Genomic DNA, 21,779 nt, shown 5'->3' on the forward strand with positions numbered 1-21,779 from the left:
GATTCTGTGTCGGCTTCTGCGTCGGCCTCAGTTTCAACTTCCGTTCCCGTGAGGGTAGTTCACGGCGACTGGGACTCGACGAGGCACGTCGGCATCGCTCCGGCCTCTCCCTGTCGTTGCCGTCGCCGTCGCGCGCCCGCGTATTCGATCGCCGTCGGCACCCGGCCCGCTCGCACCGGACCCGCTCTGCCCGGATCCTTTCGGGCGCCGTCTCGCCAGCCTTCGGCCCAGCGCCTGCCCCGGTGCCTCGATGTACCGGTGGCTCAGTACGCACAGCGGCAACAGCACGGCGAAGAAGGCCACTTCGAGCAGGGGAGTGTTCTGCCGCTGTCGGCCGATCGTGCCGTCGCTCGCCATCAGCAGCAGTGGGTGCAGCAGGTAGACCGAGTAGCTGATCGTGCCCAGGCCGATCAGCAGGAGCGGTACGCGGCGGTGGCGCAGCGCCAGTCCGGTGCCGAAGGTGAGGACGGCCAGCAGGAACGCCGTGATCCAGCCGCGCCGCGTGAACTGGGTGCCGTCGCCGTGCCCGTACGCGCTCCCCACGGCGCAGACGACGACCACGACGGCCATACAGGCCGCGTACCACCAGCTGCTCCGGCCGTGTTCGGCCCGGTGGACGACCGTGCCGAGGAACATCACGGCGAGGATCACCAGGCCCTCCCACACCGGGACCGTGCCGTTGAAGAGGACCAGTACGAGGGCGAGGGCCGCGCCCACCCCGCCCCCGAACGCCTGGAGCCGGGGCGACCTGGCGCTCGTACAGCAGATGGCTGCCGTCAGGGCGATCGCGGTGAGCGTGACCAGGGTGCCGGTGCCGACCGCGTCGGAGAGGGCGGAGACCGGGATCGCGACCCCTGTTGCCACGCTCACGGCGGCGAGCACGGCCAGGGTGACGGCGACCGGCGCCGGCCGCTCGTGTCGACGGACCGTGAAGAGGGCGACGACCAGGAGGTAGAAGGCCATCTCGTAGGAGAGCGTCCACAGGACGAGGAGGAGGTTGGGGGTGCCCAACAGCTCCTGGAACAGGGTGAGATGGGCGAGGGCGGTGGTGGCGGCGCCGAGGTCGGTACGCGGCTCCGCGATCCCGAGGAGGCCGAGGACGAGGACGGTCGCGACGGCCGCCACGCACAGGGGGTAGATGCGGAAGACCCGGCCGATCCAGAACGTCCGTACACTGCCCCGGCGTTCGAGCGACGCCGGGATGATGTAGCCGCTGACCAGGAAGAACACCATGATGCCGTACCGGCTGGTGTTGAACTCCGGGACCAGCTCCCGCCGGAACTCCGGCAGGAACGAGTACGCCGAGTGGTCGAACACGACGACGAGCGCCGCGATGCCCCGCAGGGCGTCCAGCCAGCCCAGTCGACTCAGGCGGTCCCCTGCGGGGCTCGGTGGGCTGGTCATCGGGTGGGCTTCACGGGGACGGGGACGCAAGGCTTGGACTTGGCCTCGGTCGTGGAGGAGTCGAGCGTGTACCGGTCGATCTCGTAGGCGTGTACCGCCTGCGGCTCGGCGCTGCCCTTGCTGTTCTCGAAGACCACCACGTCACCCCGGCTCAGAGTGACCCGCACGGGCACGTTCCAGGCGTGCACGGGTCCACTGACGATGTCGTCCTTGTCGGCCGACACCAGCTGGAGGGCGGCGGCGTCGCCCCACGGCTTGCAGGTGTAGCCGGCCGGGAGCAGCTCCACGTCCACCACGATGCCGTTCGGGCTCAGCTCCTCCGCGAGTTCGTACTGGGCATCGATGTTGATGCGTTCGCCCTGGAGGGTGACCGTGACACTGCCGTCCCTGTGGCTCTCCACCGCGTACGCCACCGAGTCGGCCGGCGAACCGGGCAGGACCACCGCGGCGAGCCCGGCCACCGCACAGACCGCTGCGGCGAGGGAGATCCGGCGGGGGGTGAGCAGACGCCGTACGGAGGTGTTCGCCCCGCCCTCACCCGTTTCGGTCTCCGTCGACACACTCTCGCGCAGCTCGATCTCCCGCTGCAGCTCCTTCAGCAGCCGTTCCTCGAACGACGTCCTCCCCGTGTTCATGCCTCGCCCTTCCTGACGTACAGCAGTGATGTGTCCGGTGTTTCCGGGACCCTTGGACTCCCAGGACTCCGGGGACTCCTGGACCCCTGCGAACCCGCCTCCCCGCGCAGCGCCTTGCGTGCCCGGTGCAGTCGGACCCGGGCCGTGACCGGGCGGATGCCCAGCGCGGATGCCGCCTCCGGGATCGTGAGCTGGTCCACCACGATCAGCTCCAGGACGGCCCGCTCGCCCTCGGGGAGCCGCTCGAGTGCGGCCAGGGCGCGCCGACCCGGACTCTCCGCGTCGAGCCTGTCCTCGATGCGGGCGATGTCGTCGGCCTCCAGCAGCCGTCGCCCGGAGAACCGCCGGTCCCGCTCGGCCTCCCGGGCGACCCGGCGCCGCTCCGACGACACGACGTTGCGTGCGATCCCGTACAGCCAGGCCGTCTCGCTGCCCAGGCGCGGCTTGTACGTGTGGGCCGAGTCGAGAACGGCGAGGAAGATCTCGGCCGTCAGGTCGGCCGCCGTGTGGGGGTCGTCGACCCGTCGGGCCACGAACCGCAGCACGGCGTCGACATGACGCCGGTAGAACGCCTCGAAGAGCGCCGGGTCATGGACGGCATCGGAGGGCCCACCCCGTAACCTTTCCGCCTCCGCACCATCCACTGGCATCTCCTTTGCGTCCTGCTCGTAGCGGCCTTCGCTCTTCACCTGTTCTTGGACGGAGATCCGAAAAGCGTTACAAGGAGCCCACCGGCAATGCCCAGCAGCCACATTCACCAGCCACACATCACCAGCCGCGCCCGCCAGCAATACGGATTCCGGCCGACATCCGACCGGAATCCGGCTGGCGTCGGACAGCCCCGGAGGCGGTGGATCAGCCCCCGACCGGTGCCGTCCGGCCCTTTGAACGAACCTGTCGATGACACCACGGGCCACTCTGGAATCCCGTGTTCCGATTCACTCGAACTGGATTCCGGTTAGCTGATTTCGGCGCCTCGGGTGGGTCGATCTGGCGTTCGAAAGCACCTGAATCCCCAGTGCCGTACTTCGGCTGATTCCTGTCCATTAATGCCGCATATTCGGCAATTTATGAAGTGCTCCTGGTCACAATTGGTTGATCCTCGAATGGCAATGGGCATCTTGATCATCATGACCACGGAGACGCGCACGCCCCATCCAGTGCTTGATCAAGCCGCCGTCACCAGCCTCCTCTTCAGTGACGGCGAGGACGGAAACGAGGTCCACGGCCGCTGGCGCAGAGCGGCCTCGGAGGAACTGTTCCGGTATCGGCCGGGACTGGGGACCCAGGAGCGACGGCAGCTCACCTATGAGCGGCTAAGGGCCCTGAACAAACACGTTCCCTCGCCCGAACACTTCGTCAACGACCCACGCGGACTCGCGGCATTGCACGAGTGGATCTGCCCCGTGGACGGCGCCACGGTCACCGTGGCCGGCATTCACTACAACCTCTTTCTCGGCAGCGTCGTCGACGACCAGGTCTCCCCGCCGCGCGAGTTGACGGACTTCACCACCATGTCCCGCATAGGGACCTTCCTGGTCACCGAGCGCGCGCACGGCAACGACGTACCGGCGCTGGAGACCGTCGCCCGGTACGACCGGGAGCGCGACGAGTTCGTCCTGCACACCCCGCACCCCGGGGCGCAGAAGTACATGCCCAACACCAGCTCCGCGGGCGGCCCCAAGACCGCGGTGGTCGCCGCCCGGCTGATCGTCGACGACAAGGACCTGGGCGCCTTCCTCTTCCTCACCCCGCTGAGCGACGAGTTCGGCACCCTGCCGGGCATCACCGTCACCCTGCTTCCGGAGCGTGTCGGCAGCTCGGTGGACCACTGCGCCACCAACTTCGACAACGTACGGCTGCCCCGCACCGCCCTCGTCCAGGGCGTCCACGGACAACTCCTGCCCGACGGAAGCCTCGTCAGCTCGGTCGCCAGTACGCGCAAGCGGTTCTTCCACGCCATCAGCCGGGTCACGGCGGGCAAGCTGTGCATGAGTGCCTGCGGGCTCGGGGCGGCCCGGACGGCACTCGCGATCGCCGTCCGGTACTCGTACACCCGGCACGTATCCGGGCCGATCCCAGGGCAGCGCGTCCCGCTCGCCGCCCACCGCAGCCACCACACCCGCCTCCTCGACCACACCGCGACCGCCTACGCCATGACCTTCCTGCACCGGGCGGCCACCGAACGCTGGGTCACCCACACGCCCGAGGACCGCGTGGGCGCCGAGCGGCTGGTCGCCGTCACCAAGGGCTGGGTCACCTGGCGGGCCCGCGAGATCGCGACCGAGAGCCGGGAACGGTGCGGCGCCCGAGGGCTGTTCCCCGTGAACGGGATCGCCGCCATGGCCGGTGACATGGACGGCGCGATCACCGCCGAGGGCGACAACGTGGCGATCTGGTGCAACGCCGGCGCCGGGATGATCTTGGGGCAGGAGTTGGCGGCGGAGCCCGTGCGGCCCACCGGCGACGAGCCGTTGGCCGACCTGGGGCTGCTGCGTCGCGCCCTCACCACCGCCGAGCGTTACTGGCACCTCGCCGCCCGTCGCGATCTGAGTAGTGACAACGGCGGCGACGCCCTCAGCCGCTGGAACAACGTGTCCGACGCCGCCCTCAACCTCGTGGAGACGTACACGGTCGGCCAGGCCGCCGACGCTTTCCTCGCCGCCTGCGCCCGCGTCTCCGACCCGATCACACACGCCGTCCTGGAGGACCTGAGCGCGCTCTTCCTCCTCCGCCAGGTCAGTGCCCGCAGCGGACTGCTACTCGCCGAAGGCGCCCTCACCGCCGACCAGGTACGCGCCCTGCCGGAGACCCTGCAGGCCCTCACGACCCGGCTCGGCCCGCACCTCAGCACCCTGACGCAGGCCTTCGACGTCCCGGAGGAGCACCTGTCGGCGCTGCCGATGCTGAGCGGTGTGTGAGCCTTCCGGTCCGCGTTCTCGAACCGCGACGAGGCGGTTCCTGACCTAAAGGTGACGTGCACATGACCTTCGGTTGGGGCGGAGGCTCAATTGGGGCAGAGGCTCAGTTGGGGCAGAGGCTCGACCGAGACAACCGATCAAGCGCGCCGGGCGTGTGGGGGATGCACGCCCGGCCGTTCGTGAGCGGCGCTCAGGCCGCCCGCCGCAGCACCCGGTACAGTGCCGCACTCACCGCGAACCCCACCAGGCACGTGATGTCACCGAAGGCCGGCCACTGTTCCGGCACCCAGCCCACGTACTTCTCCTGGTTGGAGAAGAGCGGCACCGACACCGCGATGCCCGCCAACAGGGCGCCGATGCCAGGCCAGTTGGCGAAGGACCGGTCGGACAGCCGCGCTTCCAGCGTCTCCACCGGCGTCCGCGCCTGAAGCCACCGCTCCACCAGCACCACACCGAGCCACGGCCCCACCCAGTAGGCGATCACCAGCAGAAACGCCTCGTACGCGTGCCCCGCGTCCTCCAGCGCCGACCAGGCCGCCGCCGTACCCGCGAGCCCGCACAGCACGACGATCGCGCTCCGCCCCAGCCAGACGGGCAGCCGCAGCCCCAGAGAGGTGATCGACATCGCCGACGAGTAGACGTTGATGGCGTTCGCCGAGACCGCGCCCAGGATGATCGCGAGGAGCACCAAGTTGCTGAGCCAGCCCGGGAGATGACCTGTGAAGGCCGCCGTCGGGGACGCGCCCTCGGGAGCGACGATCGTCGCCGAGGCCGCGCCGATCAGCGCCACGACGGCGACGGACACGAACAGGCCCACCGCCGGGTAGAGCACGGTCCGGAAGCGGTCGGCCGTACGGGGAAGGTAGCGGGAGTAGTCCGAGGCACCCGGGTTCCAGCCGGCCGTGTACCCCCAGGCCGCGCTGAACGCGAGCAGGAACCCGCCGATACCGCCACCGGCGCCCGGCGCGCCCAGGTCCGCCTCCTTGAACGTCCAGACGCCGGCCAGCAGGAACACGACCGCGAGTGCCGGGAACGCGTACTTCTCGAAGGCGTGTACGAAGTTGTGGCCGATGAAGCCGATCACGATCTCCGCCGCCACCACCAGCAACAGGGAGGGGAGCGGACGCAGTCCGGTCAGCGTGTTGAGCGCGAAAGCGGCGCTCACACTGTTGACGGCGAACCAACCGACGCCCGCGACAAGCGCGTTCACACCGGCGGGCAGCAGATTCCCCTTGAACCCGAAGGAGAACCGGCCGATCGCCATCTGCGGTACGCCGAACCGGGGCCCGTCGAGCGAGAGGATCCCGTGCGTCAGCGAACCCAGCGCGGTGCCCAGCAGCAGAGCCGCGGACGCCTGCCAGAAGTTCAGCCCGAAGAAGAGGACCGAGATCACACCGATGTAGACGGTCGCGAACTCGATGTTCGGCGAGGCCCAGGTCCAGAGCAACTGGAGCGGACCGCCGTGCCGTTCGGCGTCCGGAATGGGTTCCGAGCCCGCCGCCTCCACGGCGATGACCTTGTCGCCGTACGCGGGGGCAGGTGGGGGACTGGTGGTGCCGGCGGGAGCAGTCGTCATGCGAGGTAAGTGTCCGGCCCCCGCAACCTCCGGCCCAGGGGCGCATTGTCCGCTTCGGGGGGCTCGTCGGCGTACAGCTTGTACGGGGCAGCTTGTACGGGGGCTGCCAGCAGCCCCCGTGGGCATCAGTCCTTCGGCTCCTCGCCGTTCTCCCTGCGCTTCAGTTCCTCCTCGCGGCGGCGCAGGTCGGCCTCCCAGTCGCGGAGGTGGGCGTCGTCGTCCTCCACCGGCTCGGCGGCGTCGGATTTCTCGGCCTTCTCGTCCTTGAGGGACTTCAGGAACTCGGGGTTGTCGTCCGGGGCGACCCACTGGCCGCCCGAGGCGGAGCCCATGCGCCGGGAGTTGGCGCGGTCGCGGCCGATGATCAGCCAGGAGATGGAGCCGACCAGCGGGAACAGCAGGATGAGCAGGGCCCACACGGGCTTGGGCATGAAGCGGACGTCCTTCTCCTGCGTGGTCACGCAGTCGATGAACGCGTAGATGCTCAGTGCGAGAGGCACCAGGACGATCAGCACCCGGAGCATGTATCGGTTCCCCTTGAGTCGCTGTCCGGGCGCTCTGACGGTCGCGTCCGGCCCCCGCTGACGGGTCCAGGGTAGTGCGTAACGGATACTGGAACGCATGGCTTACGACGATCTTCGCTCCCTGCTCAGGGCGCTGGAGCGCGAGGGTGACCTCAAGCGCATCAAGGCCGAGGTGGACCCGTACCTGGAGGTCGGGGAGATCGTCGACCGGGTGCAGAAGGCAGGCGGGCCCGCGCTGCTCTTCGAGAACGTGCGCGGGTCGGCGATGCCACTGGCGATGAACGTGTTCGGCACCGACCGCAGGCTGCTGAAATCCCTCGGACTGACGTCGTACGAGGACATCAGCGACAAGATCGGCGGGCTGCTGAAGCCCGAGCTGCCGCACGGGTTCGTGGGTGTGCGCGAGGCATTCGGCAAGCTCGGCGCGATGACGCACGTACCGCCGAAGAAGGTGAAGTCCGACAACGCGCCGGTGCAGGAGGTCGTCCTCAAGGGCGACGAGGTGGACCTCGACCTTCTCCCGGCCCTGTTCACCTGGCCGCAGGACGGCGGCTCCTTCTTCAACCTGGGGCTCACGCACACCAAGGACCCGGAGAACGGCGTACGCAACCTCGGGCTCTACCGCCTCCAGCGGCACGACAAGCGCACCATCGGCATGCACTGGCAGATCCACAAGGACAGCCGGAACCACTACCAGGTGGCCGCGCGCAAGGGCGAGCGGCTGCCGGTCGCCATCGCGTTCGGGTGTCCGCCCGCCGTGACGTACGCGTCCACCGCACCCCTCCCCGGTGACATCGACGAATATCTGTTCGCCGGGTTCATCGCGGGCAAGCGGATCGAGATGGTCGACTGCAAGACGGTGCCCCTGCAGGTGCCGGCGCAGGCGGAGGTCGTGCTGGAGGGCTGGCTGGAACCGGGCGAGATGCTGCCTGAGGGTCCGTTCGGTGACCACACGGGTTTCTACACCCCGCAGGAGCCCTTCCCGGCGCTCACCATCGACTGTGTGACGATGCGGCGGCGACCGCTGCTCCAGTCGATCGTCGTCGGCAGGCCGCCGACGGAGGACGGCCCGCTGGGCCGGGCCACCGAGCGCTTCTTCCTCCCCCTGCTGAAGATCATCGTCCCGGACATCGTGGACTACCACCTCCCCGAGGCGGGCGGCTTCCACAACTGCGCGATCGTCGCGATCGACAAGAAGTACCCGAAGCACGCGCAGAAGGTCATGCACGCGGTCTGGGGCGCCCACATGATGTCCCTGACCAAGCTCATCGTGGTCGTCGACTCGGACTGCGACGTCCACGACCTGCACGAAGTCGCCTGGCGGGCCCTCGGCAACACCGACTACGCCCGCGACCTGACGGTGGCCGAAGGCCCCGTCGACCACCTCGACCACGCCTCCTACCAGCAGTTCTGGGGCGGCAAGGCGGGCATCGACGCGACCCGGAAATGGCCCGAGGAGGGCTACACACGGGACGGCGGCTGGCCGGAGATGGTGGTGTCCGACCCGGAGACGGCGGCGACGGTCGACAGACGCTGGAAGGAATACGGCCTGTGAGTGCTGCATCCGCATCCGCTGAACTGCCCCAGCCGGGCCGCACGAAAGCCTTCCTGCGCCTGGTCATGATCGAGCACTCGATCTTCGCGCTGCCCTTCGCCTACATCGCCGCGCTCACGGCGATGTTCCAGGCGGACAAGAACATCCACTGGGGCAGGCTGCTCCTCGTCACGATCTGCATGGTCGGCCTGCGGACGTTCGCGATGGCCGTCAACCGGATCATCGACCGCGAGATCGACGCCCGTAACCCGCGTACGGCCCACCGCGAGCTGGTGACCGGCGCGATGTCGGTGAAGCACGCCTGGACCGGCGCGCTGATCGCCGTCGTGATCTTCCTGGGCTCGGCGGCCCTCCTGAACCCCCTCTGCCTGGCCCTCGCCCCCGTCGCCGTGATCCCGATGGTCGTGTACCCGTACGGGAAGCGGTTCACGAACTTCCCGCAGGCCATCCTGGGTCTCGCCCAGGCCATGGGCCCGGTCGGCGGCTGGCTGGCGATCACGGGGGAGTGGTCCTGGGACGCGGTCATCCTCGGCCTCGCCGTCGGCATCTGGATCGGCGGCTTCGACCTGATCTACGCCTGCCAGGACGTCGAGACGGACCGCGAGACCGGCGTGCTGTCGGTGCCCGCACGTTTCGGCATCCCGGCGGCGGTGTGGGGCGCGCGGGTCTGCCACGCCCTGACGACGGTCCTGCTCATCGGGTACGGGGTCGCCACCGACGCGGGGCCGATCTTCCATCTGGGGCTGGTGATCGTGACGGGGGCGTTCGTGTACGAGCACCGGGTCGTCCGGCCGCATGATCTGTCGCGGCTCAACAGGGCGTTCTTCAGCGTCAACGGATTCATCGGGATCGCCCTTTTCGTGTGCGCGCTGCTGGACCTGCTGGCCCGGGGCCTCACGCCGTAGCGCGGTCGGTCTGCTCGGCCTACTCGGGTTCACGCGCCGCGTGTACGGCGGGGGCGCCGAGCAGCGCGCGCAGCTCCGCCGCCTCCCGGGTGCCGTAGCGCCGGAACGTCCGCAGCGCCTCCCGCTGCATGGCCAGCGCGGCCGGCCCGTCTCCGCGCAGCTCGTGGAGCCGGGCCAGGTCGCGCAGCGTACGGGCCCGGAAGAGCGGCAGACTGAGCCGCGTCCACCGGTCCAGTGCCTGTTCCAGACAGGTGGCGGCGGGCTCCAGCTCCCCGCCGGACAGATGGAGTTCGCCGAGCGTGCGCAGGACGAGCGCCTCACCGAAGCCGTCGTCCAGCTCCCGGCAGACCAGCAGCGACTCCCGGAGTTCCCGGAGCGCGGACGCCTGCGCGCCGACGGGACACCTGCGGAAGCGGACCTTGGCCAGGGCCTGTGCCGCGTACGCCGTCATGAGCCGGTCGCCCGTCGAGCGCAGGATGATCAGGGCCTGGGAGCACCGCTCCTCGGCGAGCGCCAGGTCGCCGTCGGCGCGGTGCACCAGGCCGATGCCCCGCAGGGACAGTGCCTCACCGCGCCGGCTGCCCAGGGACCGGTAGACGGTGGCCGCGCGGCGCAGATGGGCCATGGACTCCTCGGAGCGGCCCTGCTCCCGGAGAATCGCGCCCAGGTCGTAGTGCGTACCGGCCACCCCGGCGCCGTCCCCGCCCTGTTCGAAGCCGGGCAGGGCCTGTTCCAGGCAGGCCATGGCCTCGGCGAAGTGGCCCTGCTCGCGGCTGGCGACCGCGATCCCCGACAGGGCCGTGGACTGGCCGGTCACGTCGCCGAGGCGGCGGAAGCGGACCAGGGCCTCGCGGTAGTGGTGGTTCGCGTCGGCGAAACGGTCCTGTTCGTAGCGGAGTTGGCCGAGACCGTTGAGCAGTACGGCCTCGGCGCGCCGGTTGCCCGCCTGCCGCGCGGCCTTCAGGGCCGTGTCGTGGGTGCGCCACCAGGCGTCGAACCGGTTGTTGACCCGGAAGGTCGCCTGGACCAGCGCCGTCGCCAGGTCGCACGCCTGCTCGTCGAGGCCGAGCCCGGCGGCCAGGTCCACGGCGGCCACCAGCGAGGTGTGTTCGGCCGCGAGCCAGTCCCCCGGCCGGTCGAGCAGCGTGGCCACGAGCGCGGGATCGGCCGTGTGGTCCGCCGCCCGGGGCTTGAGGTGAACGGTCCCGCTGGGCTCGGCGGCACCGGCCCGGCAGACCAGCGTCAGCCAGGTGTGCAGCAGCCGTGACACCGCCGCGCGGCGCTGCTCGGGGGCCACCTCCCGCTCGGCCCGCTCCCGTGCGTACAGCCGTACGAGGTCGTGGAAGCGGTATCTCGCCTGCCCGGTCCGGTCCACGCCGAGCGGCTCCAGCAGCCGTGCCTCCGCGAGTCGTTCGACCAGACGCTGGGCGGACGGCTGGTCGACGCCCAGCAGCGGCCCGGCGACCCAGGCCGCGAAGTCGGGCGAGCCGAGCAGACCCAGCCGGCGGAAGACGCGGCGCTCGCGCTCCGGCAGGGCCCGGTAGCCGGCCTCGATCCTGGCCCGGACGTCCAGATCACCGCAGGTCAGCTCGTCCAGCCGCTGGTCCTCGTCCCGGAGCCGGTCGGCGAGCGTCCGCAGCGGCCACCGGCAGCCGGAACGGAGCCGGGATCCCACGATCCGCACGGCGAGCGGCAGACCCCCCGACAGCCGGGCGATCTCGGCGGCGGCGCTGGGCTCGGCGGCGAGCCGGTCGCGGCCCACCAGCCGGCCGAGGAGCTGGACCGTGTGCTCCCGTCCGAGCACCTCCAGGCCGATACGGGCCGTCGCGTCGAGGCCGGGCAGACTCCGGCGGCTGTTGACGAGCACCGCGGCGGGCCCCGCGCCCGGGAGGAGGGGCCGGACCTGGTCGTCCCCGGCGGCGTCGTCCAGCACGACGAGCACGCGCCGACCGGCCAGGAGGCTGCGGTAGGCGGCGGCGCGTTCGGCGGTGGAGGCGGGGAGGTCGGTGGGGCGCACGCCCAGGGCGTGGAGGAATCCGCCGAGGATCCCGGCCGGGGGCGCGGCCTGGGCGGGGTCCGTGCCGCACAGCTCGGCGTAGAGGTGGCCGTCCGGGAAGGCGGACGCCAAGTGGTGGGCGACGTGGAGGGTGAGCGCGGACTTGCCGATGCCCGGCATGCCGTGGATTACACAGAGGCGGGGGGCGGTGTTGGTGTTGGTGTTTTGCAGGGCGGACACGAGGTGGTCGGCGGCTGTGTCGCGTCCGGTCAGCCAGGGAGGTGGGGCGGGGAGTTGCGCGGGTGGCGGGCCCGGTCTTCTGGCTTGGACCGGTGGGGCTTCGGGGCTTCGGCGGTCGTCGGGGGGTGGGGGTGAGGGGGGTAGTTCTTTGGGTGCGGGTGCGTTGTGGCTGGTCGCGCAGTTCCCCGCGCCCCTGGGTGGGTGACGCTGGACTCCGTTGCAGAGTTCTGGGGGCTGTCGGTCGTCGCCGGTCAGTAGCCAGGCGTGCAGGTCCCGTAGTTCGCTGCTCGGCTCGATGCCCAGTTCCGTACGGAGTACGCGGTGGCCGTCCCGGTACACCCGCAGCGCCTCCGCGCGGCGTCCGCAGCGGTGCAGGGCCGTCATGAGGAGGGCGCGCAGCCGCTCCCGCAGGGGCTGTCCGGCGACCAACCGGGTCAGCTCGCCGACCAGTTCGGCCCCGGCGCCCGCCGCCAGCCGCGCGCCGAGCAGGTCCTCGACGGCGGTCATCCGCATCTCCTCCAGGCGGGCCGCCTCCAGCTGGAGCGTCGAGGTCTCCGGGCCGCCGAGCGCGGGGCCGCGCCACAGGTCCAGGGCCGCCGCCAGGGTGTCCGCGGCGGCGGCGTGCTCGCCGTTCCTGGCCTCCGTACGGCCGTGTGTCAGCAGGTTCTGGAAGCGGCGTACGTCGAGTTCGGCCTCGTCGGCCCGGAAGTGGTAGCCGCCGGGCCGGGTCACGATCACCTCGGGGTGATTCGGCCGGTGCAGGGCTTGTCTGAGCCGGGACACATAGCTCTGGACGAGCTTGGCGGCCGTGTCCGGGGGCCGCTCTCCCCACACGGCGTCGATCAGCCGGTCGACCGACACGACCCGCTCGGCGTCGAGCAGGCCGGCGGTCAGCAGGGCGGTCGGTTTCCGCGCGAACGGCGTCAGCGGTTGGCCCGAGTCCCAGACCTCCACGGGACCGAGTAGACGGAACTCCACATTTCCCCCCGTACATCCCCCTGATGGTGCTTTCCGGTGGTCACCGGGTCCAGAAGTACCAGCGGTGCCGTTGTTCGGGATCGGGGCTCCCGTGCCGAACAAACAAGGTCCGAACAATCCGCGCGTGACTGCGCTGGGGCTGCACCAGGGCTGCACCGGGACTGCGCTGCGGTTGCACCGCCCGGTTCGACAGTGGTTGCCACAAGAGCCGTTCACAGAGGGAGAACCAGATGCTCCGCAAACGAATCGTCTCGATGATCGTGGCCACGATGGCGACCGTGGGTGTCGCGGGCGCGGTGCCGCTCGTCACGGCGGCGCCGGCGCAGGCCGCGATCATCGCGGGCCGTTGTACGTACACGCCTGACGAGCCCCTGCTCGGGTACGCCCCCAACACCTACAAGCTCGCGGTGAAGCAGGCGCAGTGCGAGCTGAACTGGTCCATGACGGGAGACAACCTCGTGGAGGACGGCTACTTCGGCACGAACACCAGGAACGCCGTACTGAGGTTCCAGCGCTGCACCGGCCTCGACGACGACGCGCTCATCGGCGACGACACCTGGGGACAGCTCAACATCTGGGCCAGGTCGAACAGCTATGCGTGCTGACGACTCGCTCTAGGACCCCGGCCGCTGGTCCCCGAGACCAGCGGCCGGACACCTGTCAGCGCCCCGACGACGTCAACTCGCCCGAAGCCCCCCGCCGCCGAAACACAACCGCCGCCCCCACCCCCGCTATCAGCCCGACCAAATGCCCCTGCCAGCTGACCCCCGTCTGGGTCGGAGCCAGGCCCGCCAGGAACGTCGTGCCCCAGATGGCCGCCACGAGCAGACCGACCACGATGCCCAGTGGCCGGCGTTCCACGAAGCCCGTCACCAGCAAGTAGCCGAAGAGGCCGAAGATCAGGCCGGAGGCGCCTGCTGTGTTGGTGTGTGCCGGGGCTATGAGCCACACGCCCAGTCCGCCGACGACGATGATCAGCGCGCATACCGCGGCGAACCGGCGCAGGCCGCCCAGGGCCGCGAGGAAGCCGAGGACCAGCAGCGGGACGCTGTTGGCGGCCACATGGGCGAAGCCGAAGTGGATGAAGGACGCCGGGACGACATCGACCAGCTCGGAGGGTGTGCGGGGGGTGATGCCCAGGCCGTCCAGCGCGTGGCCGCTCACCGCGTCGACGGCCTCCAGCAGCCACAGCAGCGCCACCCAGGCGAGCATCAGCTTGGCGGCGGCCTTCGCGCGGTCACCGCCGGACGGGCGAGCGTCGGAAAGACGGCCGCCGGGCAGGTCAGGGCCCGCACCGGACCGGCCCGTTCCCGCCGGATTCCACTTCTCCCACATGGCAGACCCCCGTCCCGCCCATCACGGACGAATCAACTCGTCCCTTCCAGGGAACGCCTGAGCGCCCTCCCCCGGTTCCCACCCCACGATGCCGGATAAGCTCGGACCCGTGAACCCACTCAAGCCAGGAGAGACGCCGCGCGCGCCTTGGATCGTGGGGGTGTCCGGCGCCTCCGGCACGCCATACGCCGCCGCCGTCCTGCGCGGCCTCCTCGACGCGGGCGAGAGCGTCGACCTCGTCGTGTCCCGGGCCTCCCGGCTGACGCTGCTCGACGAGACCGGGATCTCCTTCCGGGACGCCCACTGGCAGGACGACCTGCGCGAATGGCTGACCCGGGGCGCCGACGGCAAGCCCGGCACCTTCGACGTGGACATCAGCGGCGTACGGCACTGGGCTGCCGGTGACCTCGCCGCCGGGCCCTCCTCCGGGTCGTACGCCACCAAGGGGATGCTGATCGTGCCCGCGTCCACCGCCTGTGTGGCCGGGGTCGCGCTCGGGCTGTCCAAGGATCTGTTGCAGCGGGCGGCCAGTGTGACCCTCAAGGAGCGGCGCACGCTCGTCGTCGCCGTGCGGGAGTCCCCGCTCAACGGGCAGACACTGCGGCACCTGGTGACGCTGGACGACGCCGGCGCGAGCGTCGTACCGGCCTCGCCCGCCTTCTACGCCGGCGCCACCCACATCCAGGACCTGGTGGACTTCGTCGCCGGGCGTGTGCTCGACGCGGCGGGCGTCCCGCACGGGCTGTACCGCCGCTGGGAGGGCGAACTCGGCGGCGGGGCGTCGCGTACGTCCCGTACTGATAACGGCTGAGTCCGAGGCCGTATCAGTGATCCGAGGTACCGCTCATCACTCTGAGCACCAGCAGAACCTTCAACACTTTCAGCATCACCAGCACTTTCAGCATTATCGGCAAACTTCAAGATTCTTCATCGGAAGGCTCGATCGCATGGACGCGGTGGACAGGCAGCTCATCCAGGCCCTGAGGGAGAACGGCCGGGCCTCTTATGCCGAGCTGGGGCGCCTCGTCGGTCTGTCGGGACCCAGTGTCACCGACCGCATCAACCGGCTGGAGGCGGCCGGTGTCATCACCGGGTACCGCGCCACCGTCGACTCCGCCTCGCTCGGCCTCGGAGTCATCGCGCTCATCGGCATCTCGCTGTCCGACGCGGCCGACCACGAGGACGTGGCGCGCCGGCTCCGGGACCTCGGGGAGATCGAGGACTGCTGGTTCATCGCGGGCGACGACTCGTTCATGCTCAAGGTGCGGGCGAGTGACGTCGACGGTCTGGAGAAGACCATCCGGCGGCTCAGCGGGATCCAGGGCGTCTCCAGGACCCGTACGACCGTCGTGCTCTCCACGAAGTGGGAGAACAGGGTCGGAGACCTGCCCGAAGAGGTCTGAGCGGGCTGGTCGTACGGTTGGGCATGTTGGCGGATTGTCGGGTTGCCGGAGAAGGGTGTGGGTATGGACGTCGGACTCAAGCGCGAGCTGGAGCAGAAGGTCAGGGCCGGTGAGCGGCTGACCCGCGAGGACGGCATCGCGCTCTACGAGTCGGACGACCTGGCCTGGCTCGGCGGGCTCGCGCACGAGGTGCGGACGCGGAAGAACGGTGACGTCGTCCACTTCAACGTCAACCGGCATCTCAACATGACCAACGTGTGCACCGCCTCCTGCGCCTACTGCTCGTTCCAGCGCAAGCCGGGCGAGAAGGACGCGTACACGATGCGCATCGAGGAGGCGGTGAAGCTCGCCAAGGCGATGGAGGGCGAGAACCTCACCGAGCTGCACATCGTCAACGGGCTGCACCCGAGTCTCCCGTGGCGCTACTACCCGCGCTCCCTGCGCGAGCTGAAGGCCGCCCTGCCGGACGTCTCGCTCAAGGCCTTCACGGCCACGGAGATCCACCACTTCGAGACGATCAGCGGGCTGTCGGCGTCGGAGATCCTCGACGAGCTGATCGACGCGGGCCTCGAATCCCTGACCGGCGGTGGCGCCGAGATCTTCGACTGGGAGGTCCGGCAGCACATCGTGGACCACCGCACCCACTGGGAGGACTGGTCGCGGATCCACCGCCTGGCGCACGAGAAGGGTCTGAAGACCCCGTGCACCATGCTGTACGGCCACATCGAGGAGCCCCGCCACCGCGTCGACCACGTGCTCCGGCTCCGTGAGCTGCAGGACGAGACGAACGGCTTCCAGGTCTTCATCCCGCTCCGCTACCAGCACGACTTCGTCGACATGAAGGACGGCAAGGTACGGAACAGGCTCCAGGCCCGTACGCAGATGGCGACCGGCGCGGAGGCGCTCAAGACCTTCGCGGTGTCGAGGCTGCTGTTCGACAACGTCCCGCACGTCAAGGTCTTCTGGGTCATGCACGGCGTCCAGACCGCGCAGCTCGCCCTTCTGCACGGCGCCGACGACATGGACGGCTCGGTCGTCGAGTACAAGATCACGCATGACGCCGACAACTACGGCACGCCGAACAAGCTGACGCGTGAGGATCTGCTGGACCTGATCCGGGACGCCGGGTTCCGGCCGGTGGAGCGCAACACGCGGTACGAGATCATTCGGGAGTACGAGGGGCCGGATCCGGCTCGGCGGGAGTCGCCGCAGCCGATGCGGGTCTGAACCTGCGGGAAGTTTGCGGGTGCGGGTCCGGTGGGGGCTGGTCGCGCAGTTCCCCGCGCCCCTTGACGGCTGGGCTTCGCCCTAGCCGTCCAGGGGCGCGGATGTAATGGCTACCATTCTCTGGTGGCCCTTACTTTTACTTTCGACCCTGCTGTCACTCCCGCCCTCCGCGACGGGATTCTCGATCTCTGGACCGATGTCACCAATGCCGGGGGTGCGGTCGGGTTTGTGGCGCCCGTGACGCGGGAGTCGATACGGCCCGAGTTGGTGAAGCAGCTTGCGGCGCTCGCGGGGGGTGGCGCGCGGCTGCTTGTCGGTCGTGACGAGGAGGGGCGGGTTGCGGCGACCGCGTTTCTCATGTTCAACACTCATCGGCTGCGGACGCACTGGCTGTGGGTCTACACGGTGATGGTGCATCCCAGGTGTCAGGGCAAGGGGTACGGGCGGGACCTGATGGCGGCCGTCGCCGACGCCGCCCGTGGGCTCGACGGTATCGAGGCGATACGGCTCGGGTGCCGGGGCGGACTGGGCCTGGAGCGCTTCTACGGCTCCTGCGGCTACAAGGAGGTCGGCCGTGTGCCCGGTGCGATACGGGTCGCCCCGGGGGACGACCGCGATGACGTCACCATGCTCTTGCCGCTGCTCTGAGTACCCCACTGCAAGATCGTGACCTGGGCGTGTTTCACTGGATGACGCCCGTTATTGGCAATGTTCGGACCGGAAGAAGAGTGGATTGAGATGCTCCGCTACACGCTGATGCGCTTCGGGATCTTGGTGGCCTGTCTGCTGGTCGTCTGGGGCGCTGTCTACTCCGGTATCGCTCCGCGCGGCCTGGGCAGCTCCAACGGCATGTGGGTCATCCTGCTCTCCCTCGTGATCTCCGCGCCGATCAGCTTCGTGGTGCTCCGCAAGGAGCGGGACCGGGCGTCGGTGCAGATCGTCGAGAAGGTGGACCGCGTCAAGGCCAACCTGGACGCGAACCGCAGCCAGGAGGACGAGGCGGTCGACGAGGCCGCTCGCGCCCAAGCCCAGACCCAGGCTCAGAGCCAGCCCTCCTGACCCACGCCGCAACTACCCTTGCCCTCATGGGTGCTGTGAAGAACAAACGGATGCCGCGTGCCGTCCGTGAGCAGCAGATGCTGGACGCCGCCGTACGGACCTTCGGGCAGCGTGGGTACATGGCCGCGTCGATGGACGAGATCGCCGAACTCGCCGGTGTCTCCAAGCCGTTGGTCTATCTGTACCTGAACTCGAAGGAAGAGCTCTTCACCGCCTGCATCCGGCGCGAGGCGAGGAGACTCACCGAGGCCGTCCGCGTCGGCGTCGAACCGGCGCTTCCCGCCGACCGTCAACTCTGGGACGGCCTGCGCGCGTTCTTCACGCACACCGCCCAGAACCCGGACGGCTGGTCGGTACTCCACCTCCAGGCCCGCACCCACGGCGAGCCGTTCGCGGCCGAGGTCACCGTGATGCGCGAGGAGATCGTCGCGTTCGTCACGCAGCTGATCGTGATCGCGGCCCGCGAGGCCCACCGCGACCCTTCCCTCCCGGAACGAGAGGTCGCCGGCCTCGCCGAGGCCCTGGTAGGCGCCGCCGAGTCCCTGGCAGCCTGGGCGAACGCCACCCCGGGCGTCACTGCCAAACAGGCAGCGACGACCCTGATGAACTTCGCGTGGTCGGGCTTGAACAGCCTGATGGCAGGCACCCCGTGGACACCCCCGACCGAGACTTCCCGCACGGAGGCCTAGCCGCCCTTGATGGGGCCGCAGGCCCCTGAAGGGGCGCGGGGAACTGCGCGACCAGCCCCCACGGCGCCGCACCAACCCAACAACCCCTCACACAGCCCGAACCTCCCCCAGCAAATGCACCCGCCCCTCACCCCGCAGCTCAAAGCTCCCAAACCCGTCCGCCCCATAACCCACCGCCCCCGGCAACAACACAGGCGCCCTGAACTCACCCCGAACCAGAGCCGATTCAGGCACACCATGGGCGGCCAGGCACCGAGCGACGGTCCACATGCCATGGGCAATCGCCCGCCGAAACCCGAACAGCCGGGCGGCGACCGCGTTCAGGTGGATCGGGTTCCGGTCACCGGACGCGGCGGCATACCGCCGACCGACATCCCCACCGAGCCGCCACTCGGCGACAACAGGCAACACCTCACGCTCCTCGCGGACGGACGGCCCAACCGCACGAGCACCGTGCCGAGCCAGATACGTACTCCGCGACTCCCACACCAACTCCTCCCCCTCCCGCACCTCCGTCTGCACCGCCGCCTCCGTCCCCCGCCGATGCGCCGTCAACTCATCGACGTACACGGAGAGTTCGTACAACCCGGTGGCCGCCAGCGGCCGCCAGCGGACGATCTCCACCGACGTGTGCACCAGCCCGAGCAGCGGCAGCGGAAAGCTCCGGTCGGTCATCAGGCGCATGGCCAGGGGGAAGCCGAGGACGTGCGGGTAGGTGACGGGGAGGGCGTCGTCGCCGACGGGGAAGCCGCAGACGCGTTCGTAGGCGGCGAGGCGGGCGAGGTCGATGCGTACGCCGGGCAGGACGAGGCGGGTGCGGGGGCGATCGGCGTGCGGGCGGGGCCTGTTGAGGGTGAGCTTCTTGGCGGGGGAGAGCAGCGCGCCCCGGGTGAGCAGCGGCGCGAGGGCCGGGGACCGGTCGAGGGTGCGAAGGGAACGGTCGGCCATGGTCAACTCCCACCTCGGTACCGTACTTACTCCGGAGTCAGGTTACCGGAGGTAAGCCCCGGATCGCCCATAGGTGCCGATGAGTAGAAGGTGTGAAGAAGGCCTAGGAAGGCGCATGGGGCCGGTGCTAACGTGAAAAACGCTCAGGACAGGGCAAGTTGACTCATCGGTAGCCTGTGCGACACCTGAGCTTGCACACCCCCGCCGCCCCATCACCCCCGAACCCGCACGAACCCCACACGTGCGAGCCGTACGATCCGGTTCCTAACCAGCGGTAACCGAGGCCGTCGTACACCCGTGGCGAACGCCACCGGAGGTGCACGCCCCGGAAGGCCGTTGCACGCCACAGGAGCCGCCCGTGTCCTCGTCGTTCCCGCCCTCCACCCCGTCCTCGCCACTGCCCGTGTCCGCCGTCGGCTACGACGGCGAACCCCTCCTGGTGGAGCCCGAGATACGGCGGTTGGACGGGGCCGTGCGCGAGGTGTCCGTACCCGCGGTCGTGACGTCCGTGACCTACGGCTCGCTCGCGGACATCCCGTTCGACAACGCGGACCAGGCGCCCGCGGCGACGATCCTCAGCCGCCGTACGCCGGACGGGAGTTGGGCGCATGTGACGGCGGCCGAGTTCGCCGAGCAGGTGCTCGCGGTGGCCAAGGGACTGATCGCCGAGGGCCTGGTGCCGGGCGACCGGCTGGCCATCATGGCGCGGACGACGTACGAGTGGACGCTCATGGACTTCGCCGCGTGGGCGGCGGGTCTCGTCACCGTCCCCATCTACCCGACGTCCTCCGCCTTCCAGGTCCGCTGGATCCTCCAGGACTCCGGCGCCGTGGCCCTCGCCGCGGAGACGGTCGCCCAGGCCGCCGCCCTCGGCCCGGAGCGCGACCGGATCCCCGACCTCCAGCACATGTGGGTCTTCGAGAAGGGGCACGTGGAGCGGCTCGCCGAGCTGGGCAGGGACGTGCCGGACCAGGAAGTCGCCGTACGGCGTGGGGTGTTGGGGCCCGACACGCTCGCCACCCTCATCTACACCTCGGGCACGACCGGCCGCCCGAAGGGCTGCGCGCTCACGCACGGCAACTTCTTCGCCGAGGTCGACAACGCCATCGAACTCCTCTACCCCGTCTTCCGGGACCGGACGAAGGAGGAGGCGTCGGTGCTGCTGTTCCTGCCGATGTCGCACGTCTTCGGCCGGATGGTGGCCATCGCGTGCCTACGGGCGAGGGTGCGGCTCGGCCACGCCCCGAGCCTCAAGTCCGAAGACCTGCTGGGGGACTTGGCGGAGTTCAAGCCGACCTGCCTCCTGGCCATCCCGTACATGCTGGAGAAGGTCTTCAACACGGCCCGCGCGAGGGCCGAGATGGGCAAACGGCTCTCGTCCTTCGACCGCGCGGTGAACGTGGCCCGCCGCTACAGCGAGGCGGTCGAGGACCAACGGCACGGCACCGGCCACGGCCCGAGCCGTTCGCTGCGCACAGCCCGCACCTTCTACGACCCCCTGGTGTACCGCCGTATCCGCAACGCCATGGGCGGCAGGGTCCGTTACATGATCTGCGGCGGCTCACCGCTCGGCCGGCCGCTCGCCGGGTTCTTCGCCGGGGCGGGCATCGAGATCTACGAGGGGTACGGCCTGACCGAGTCCACGGGCGCGGCCACGGTCACGCCACCGCTCAAACCCCGGGTGGGGACGGTGGGTTGGCCCATCCCCGGCACCCGGGTCAGGATCGCCGCCGACGGCGAGGTGGAGCTGGCGGGCGAGAACATCCTGCGCGGCTACTGGGACCCGAGCGCGGGCGGCGTAGTCCCGGCGGCCCCGGACGGCTGGCTGGCGACGGGTGACATCGGGTCGTTCGACGACGAGGGCTATCTGACGATCACCGGCCGCAAGAAGGAGATCCTGATCACGGCGGGCGGCAAGAGCGTGGCCCCGGCGCCCATGGAGAACTGGCTGCGGGCCCACCCCCTGATCTCCCAGGCGATGGTCCTGGGCGACGGCCGCCCCTACATCTCGGCCCTGATCACCCTGGACCCGGCGGGCCTCACCCACTGGCGCCAGATGCAGGGCAAGCACCCCGTACCGGCCGAACTCCTCATGGATGACGCCGACTTGAGGGCGGTCATCCAACGCGCGGTGGAGGAGGCCAACAAACTCGTCTCCCGCCCGGAGTCGATCCGCCGCTTCACCATCCTCCCCGTCGACTTCACAGAGGAAGCCGGCCACCTCACCCCCTCAATGAAACTCCGCCGCTTCGAAATCATGCGCGACTTCGCAACAGAGGCAGAGGCCCTCTACGACCGGTAACCGAGACGGACCGCTTTTAGCTTTTAGGGGCGCGGGGCGCGGGGCGCGTCAACCCCGGCAACGCGGCGGCCGGCCTGCCGAC

Annotated in this window: 19 protein-coding genes; 11 read left to right on the forward strand and 8 right to left on the reverse strand. The window is 69.8% G+C overall.

All coding sequences use genetic code 11. From position 1 onward, the window contains the following. Nucleotides 1-33: 33 nt before the first annotated feature. The 3 genes from ACWCRB_RS04460 to ACWCRB_RS04470 are packed head-to-tail and all read right to left on the reverse strand — an operon-like array spanning nucleotide 34 to nucleotide 2,683. Nucleotides 34-1,404 carry an acyltransferase family protein gene (locus ACWCRB_RS04460; RefSeq protein WP_450994575.1) on the reverse strand — a complete coding sequence of 457 codons (1,371 nt, stop codon included), beginning with the start codon at nucleotides 1,402-1,404 and terminating at the stop codon, nucleotides 34-36. Beyond that, complete coding sequence (locus tag ACWCRB_RS04465) at nucleotides 1,401-2,039, reverse strand: hypothetical protein (protein WP_450994576.1); 639 nt, start codon at nucleotides 2,037-2,039, stop codon at nucleotides 1,401-1,403. Before ACWCRB_RS04465 ends, ACWCRB_RS04460 begins: the two co-directional genes overlap by 4 nt. Then, complete coding sequence (locus ACWCRB_RS04470) at nucleotides 2,036-2,683, reverse strand: RNA polymerase sigma factor (RefSeq protein ID WP_450994577.1); 648 nt, start codon at nucleotides 2,681-2,683, stop codon at nucleotides 2,036-2,038. The genes ACWCRB_RS04465 and ACWCRB_RS04470 overlap by 4 nt, the downstream gene beginning before the upstream one ends. Before the next feature lie 486 nt (nucleotides 2,684-3,169). Between ACWCRB_RS04470 and ACWCRB_RS04475 the strand changes: the two genes are divergently transcribed. Continuing rightward, nucleotides 3,170-4,960, forward strand: coding sequence for an acyl-CoA dehydrogenase family protein (locus ACWCRB_RS04475; RefSeq protein ID WP_450994578.1), 1,791 nt, complete (start codon nucleotides 3,170-3,172; stop codon nucleotides 4,958-4,960). Between the two features lie 190 nt (nucleotides 4,961-5,150). Here the strand turns inward: ACWCRB_RS04475 and ACWCRB_RS04480 are convergent, their stop codons facing one another. After that, nucleotides 5,151-6,536, reverse strand: coding sequence for a purine-cytosine permease family protein (locus ACWCRB_RS04480; protein WP_450994579.1), 1,386 nt, complete (start codon nucleotides 6,534-6,536; stop codon nucleotides 5,151-5,153). Nucleotides 6,537-6,661: 125 nt separating this feature from the next. Next, nucleotides 6,662-7,060: a PLD nuclease N-terminal domain-containing protein gene (locus ACWCRB_RS04485; RefSeq protein ID WP_450994580.1), complete on the reverse strand. Its 399-nt coding sequence runs from the start codon at nucleotides 7,058-7,060 to the stop codon at nucleotides 6,662-6,664. Between the two features lie 97 nt (nucleotides 7,061-7,157). On the opposite strand from ACWCRB_RS04485, the gene ACWCRB_RS04490 reads away from it, so the two are divergent. Both ACWCRB_RS04490 and mqnP read left to right on the forward strand, forming a co-directional pair. Further along, nucleotides 7,158-8,615, forward strand: a complete 1,458-nt coding sequence (locus ACWCRB_RS04490) for a menaquinone biosynthesis decarboxylase (RefSeq protein WP_450994581.1) — start codon at nucleotides 7,158-7,160, stop codon at nucleotides 8,613-8,615. Then, on the forward strand, nucleotides 8,612-9,520 hold the full coding sequence (mqnP, locus tag ACWCRB_RS04495; protein ID WP_450994582.1) for a menaquinone biosynthesis prenyltransferase MqnP: 909 nt from the start codon (nucleotides 8,612-8,614) through the stop codon (nucleotides 9,518-9,520). Before ACWCRB_RS04490 ends, mqnP begins: the two co-directional genes overlap by 4 nt. Nucleotides 9,521-9,539: 19 nt before the next feature. Here the strand turns inward: mqnP and ACWCRB_RS04500 are convergent, their stop codons facing one another. Beyond that, nucleotides 9,540-12,734 (reverse strand): AfsR/SARP family transcriptional regulator, encoded by a 3,195-nt coding sequence (locus ACWCRB_RS04500; protein ID WP_450994583.1) that lies wholly within the window; start codon nucleotides 12,732-12,734, stop codon nucleotides 9,540-9,542. Nucleotides 12,735-12,964: 230 nt separating this feature from the next. Between ACWCRB_RS04500 and ACWCRB_RS04505 the strand changes: the two genes are divergently transcribed. Further along, entirely contained in the window at nucleotides 12,965-13,339 is a 375-nt protein-coding gene (locus ACWCRB_RS04505) for a peptidoglycan-binding domain-containing protein (protein ID WP_369034466.1), read from the forward strand. A gap of 55 nt (nucleotides 13,340-13,394) precedes the next feature. Here the strand turns inward: ACWCRB_RS04505 and ACWCRB_RS04510 are convergent, their stop codons facing one another. Beyond that, nucleotides 13,395-13,946 carry a rhomboid family intramembrane serine protease gene (locus ACWCRB_RS04510; RefSeq protein WP_450994599.1) on the reverse strand — a complete coding sequence of 184 codons (552 nt, stop codon included), beginning with the start codon at nucleotides 13,944-13,946 and terminating at the stop codon, nucleotides 13,395-13,397. 211 nt (nucleotides 13,947-14,157) lie between these two features. Between ACWCRB_RS04510 and ACWCRB_RS04515 the strand changes: the two genes are divergently transcribed. From ACWCRB_RS04515 to ACWCRB_RS04540, 6 genes are all read left to right on the forward strand, one after another. Further along, nucleotides 14,158-14,880: a UbiX family flavin prenyltransferase gene (locus tag ACWCRB_RS04515; RefSeq protein ID WP_450994584.1), complete on the forward strand. Its 723-nt coding sequence runs from the start codon at nucleotides 14,158-14,160 to the stop codon at nucleotides 14,878-14,880. 136 nt (nucleotides 14,881-15,016) lie between these two features. Then, nucleotides 15,017-15,472, forward strand: a complete 456-nt coding sequence (locus tag ACWCRB_RS04520; protein WP_105972321.1) for an Lrp/AsnC family transcriptional regulator — start codon at nucleotides 15,017-15,019, stop codon at nucleotides 15,470-15,472. A 63-nt stretch (nucleotides 15,473-15,535) separates the two neighbouring features. Further along, a complete protein-coding gene (gene mqnE, locus ACWCRB_RS04525; RefSeq protein ID WP_389352259.1) occupies nucleotides 15,536-16,699 on the forward strand; it encodes an aminofutalosine synthase MqnE in 1,164 nt (387 codons plus the stop codon). Between the two features lie 123 nt (nucleotides 16,700-16,822). Continuing rightward, nucleotides 16,823-17,347 (forward strand): N-acetyltransferase family protein, encoded by a 525-nt coding sequence (locus ACWCRB_RS04530; RefSeq protein WP_450994585.1) that lies wholly within the window; start codon nucleotides 16,823-16,825, stop codon nucleotides 17,345-17,347. A 90-nt stretch (nucleotides 17,348-17,437) separates the two neighbouring features. Then, entirely contained in the window at nucleotides 17,438-17,758 is a 321-nt protein-coding gene (locus tag ACWCRB_RS04535; RefSeq protein WP_369034470.1) for a DUF4229 domain-containing protein, read from the forward strand. Between the two features lie 26 nt (nucleotides 17,759-17,784). After that, nucleotides 17,785-18,447, forward strand: a complete 663-nt coding sequence (locus ACWCRB_RS04540) for a TetR/AcrR family transcriptional regulator (RefSeq protein ID WP_450994586.1) — start codon at nucleotides 17,785-17,787, stop codon at nucleotides 18,445-18,447. Between the two features lie 87 nt (nucleotides 18,448-18,534). On the opposite strand, the gene ACWCRB_RS04545 is transcribed toward ACWCRB_RS04540, so the two are convergent. Further along, nucleotides 18,535-19,395, reverse strand: coding sequence for a MaoC family dehydratase (locus ACWCRB_RS04545; protein ID WP_450994587.1), 861 nt, complete (start codon nucleotides 19,393-19,395; stop codon nucleotides 18,535-18,537). Between the two features lie 358 nt (nucleotides 19,396-19,753). Here ACWCRB_RS04545 and ACWCRB_RS04550 point away from each other — a divergent pair, with 358 nt between their 5' ends. Next, entirely contained in the window at nucleotides 19,754-21,697 is a 1,944-nt protein-coding gene (locus ACWCRB_RS04550; RefSeq protein WP_450994588.1) for an AMP-dependent synthetase/ligase, read from the forward strand. Nucleotides 21,698-21,779: the final 82 nt, after the last annotated feature.

This window comes from Streptomyces sp. NPDC002156 (assembly GCF_053593675.1).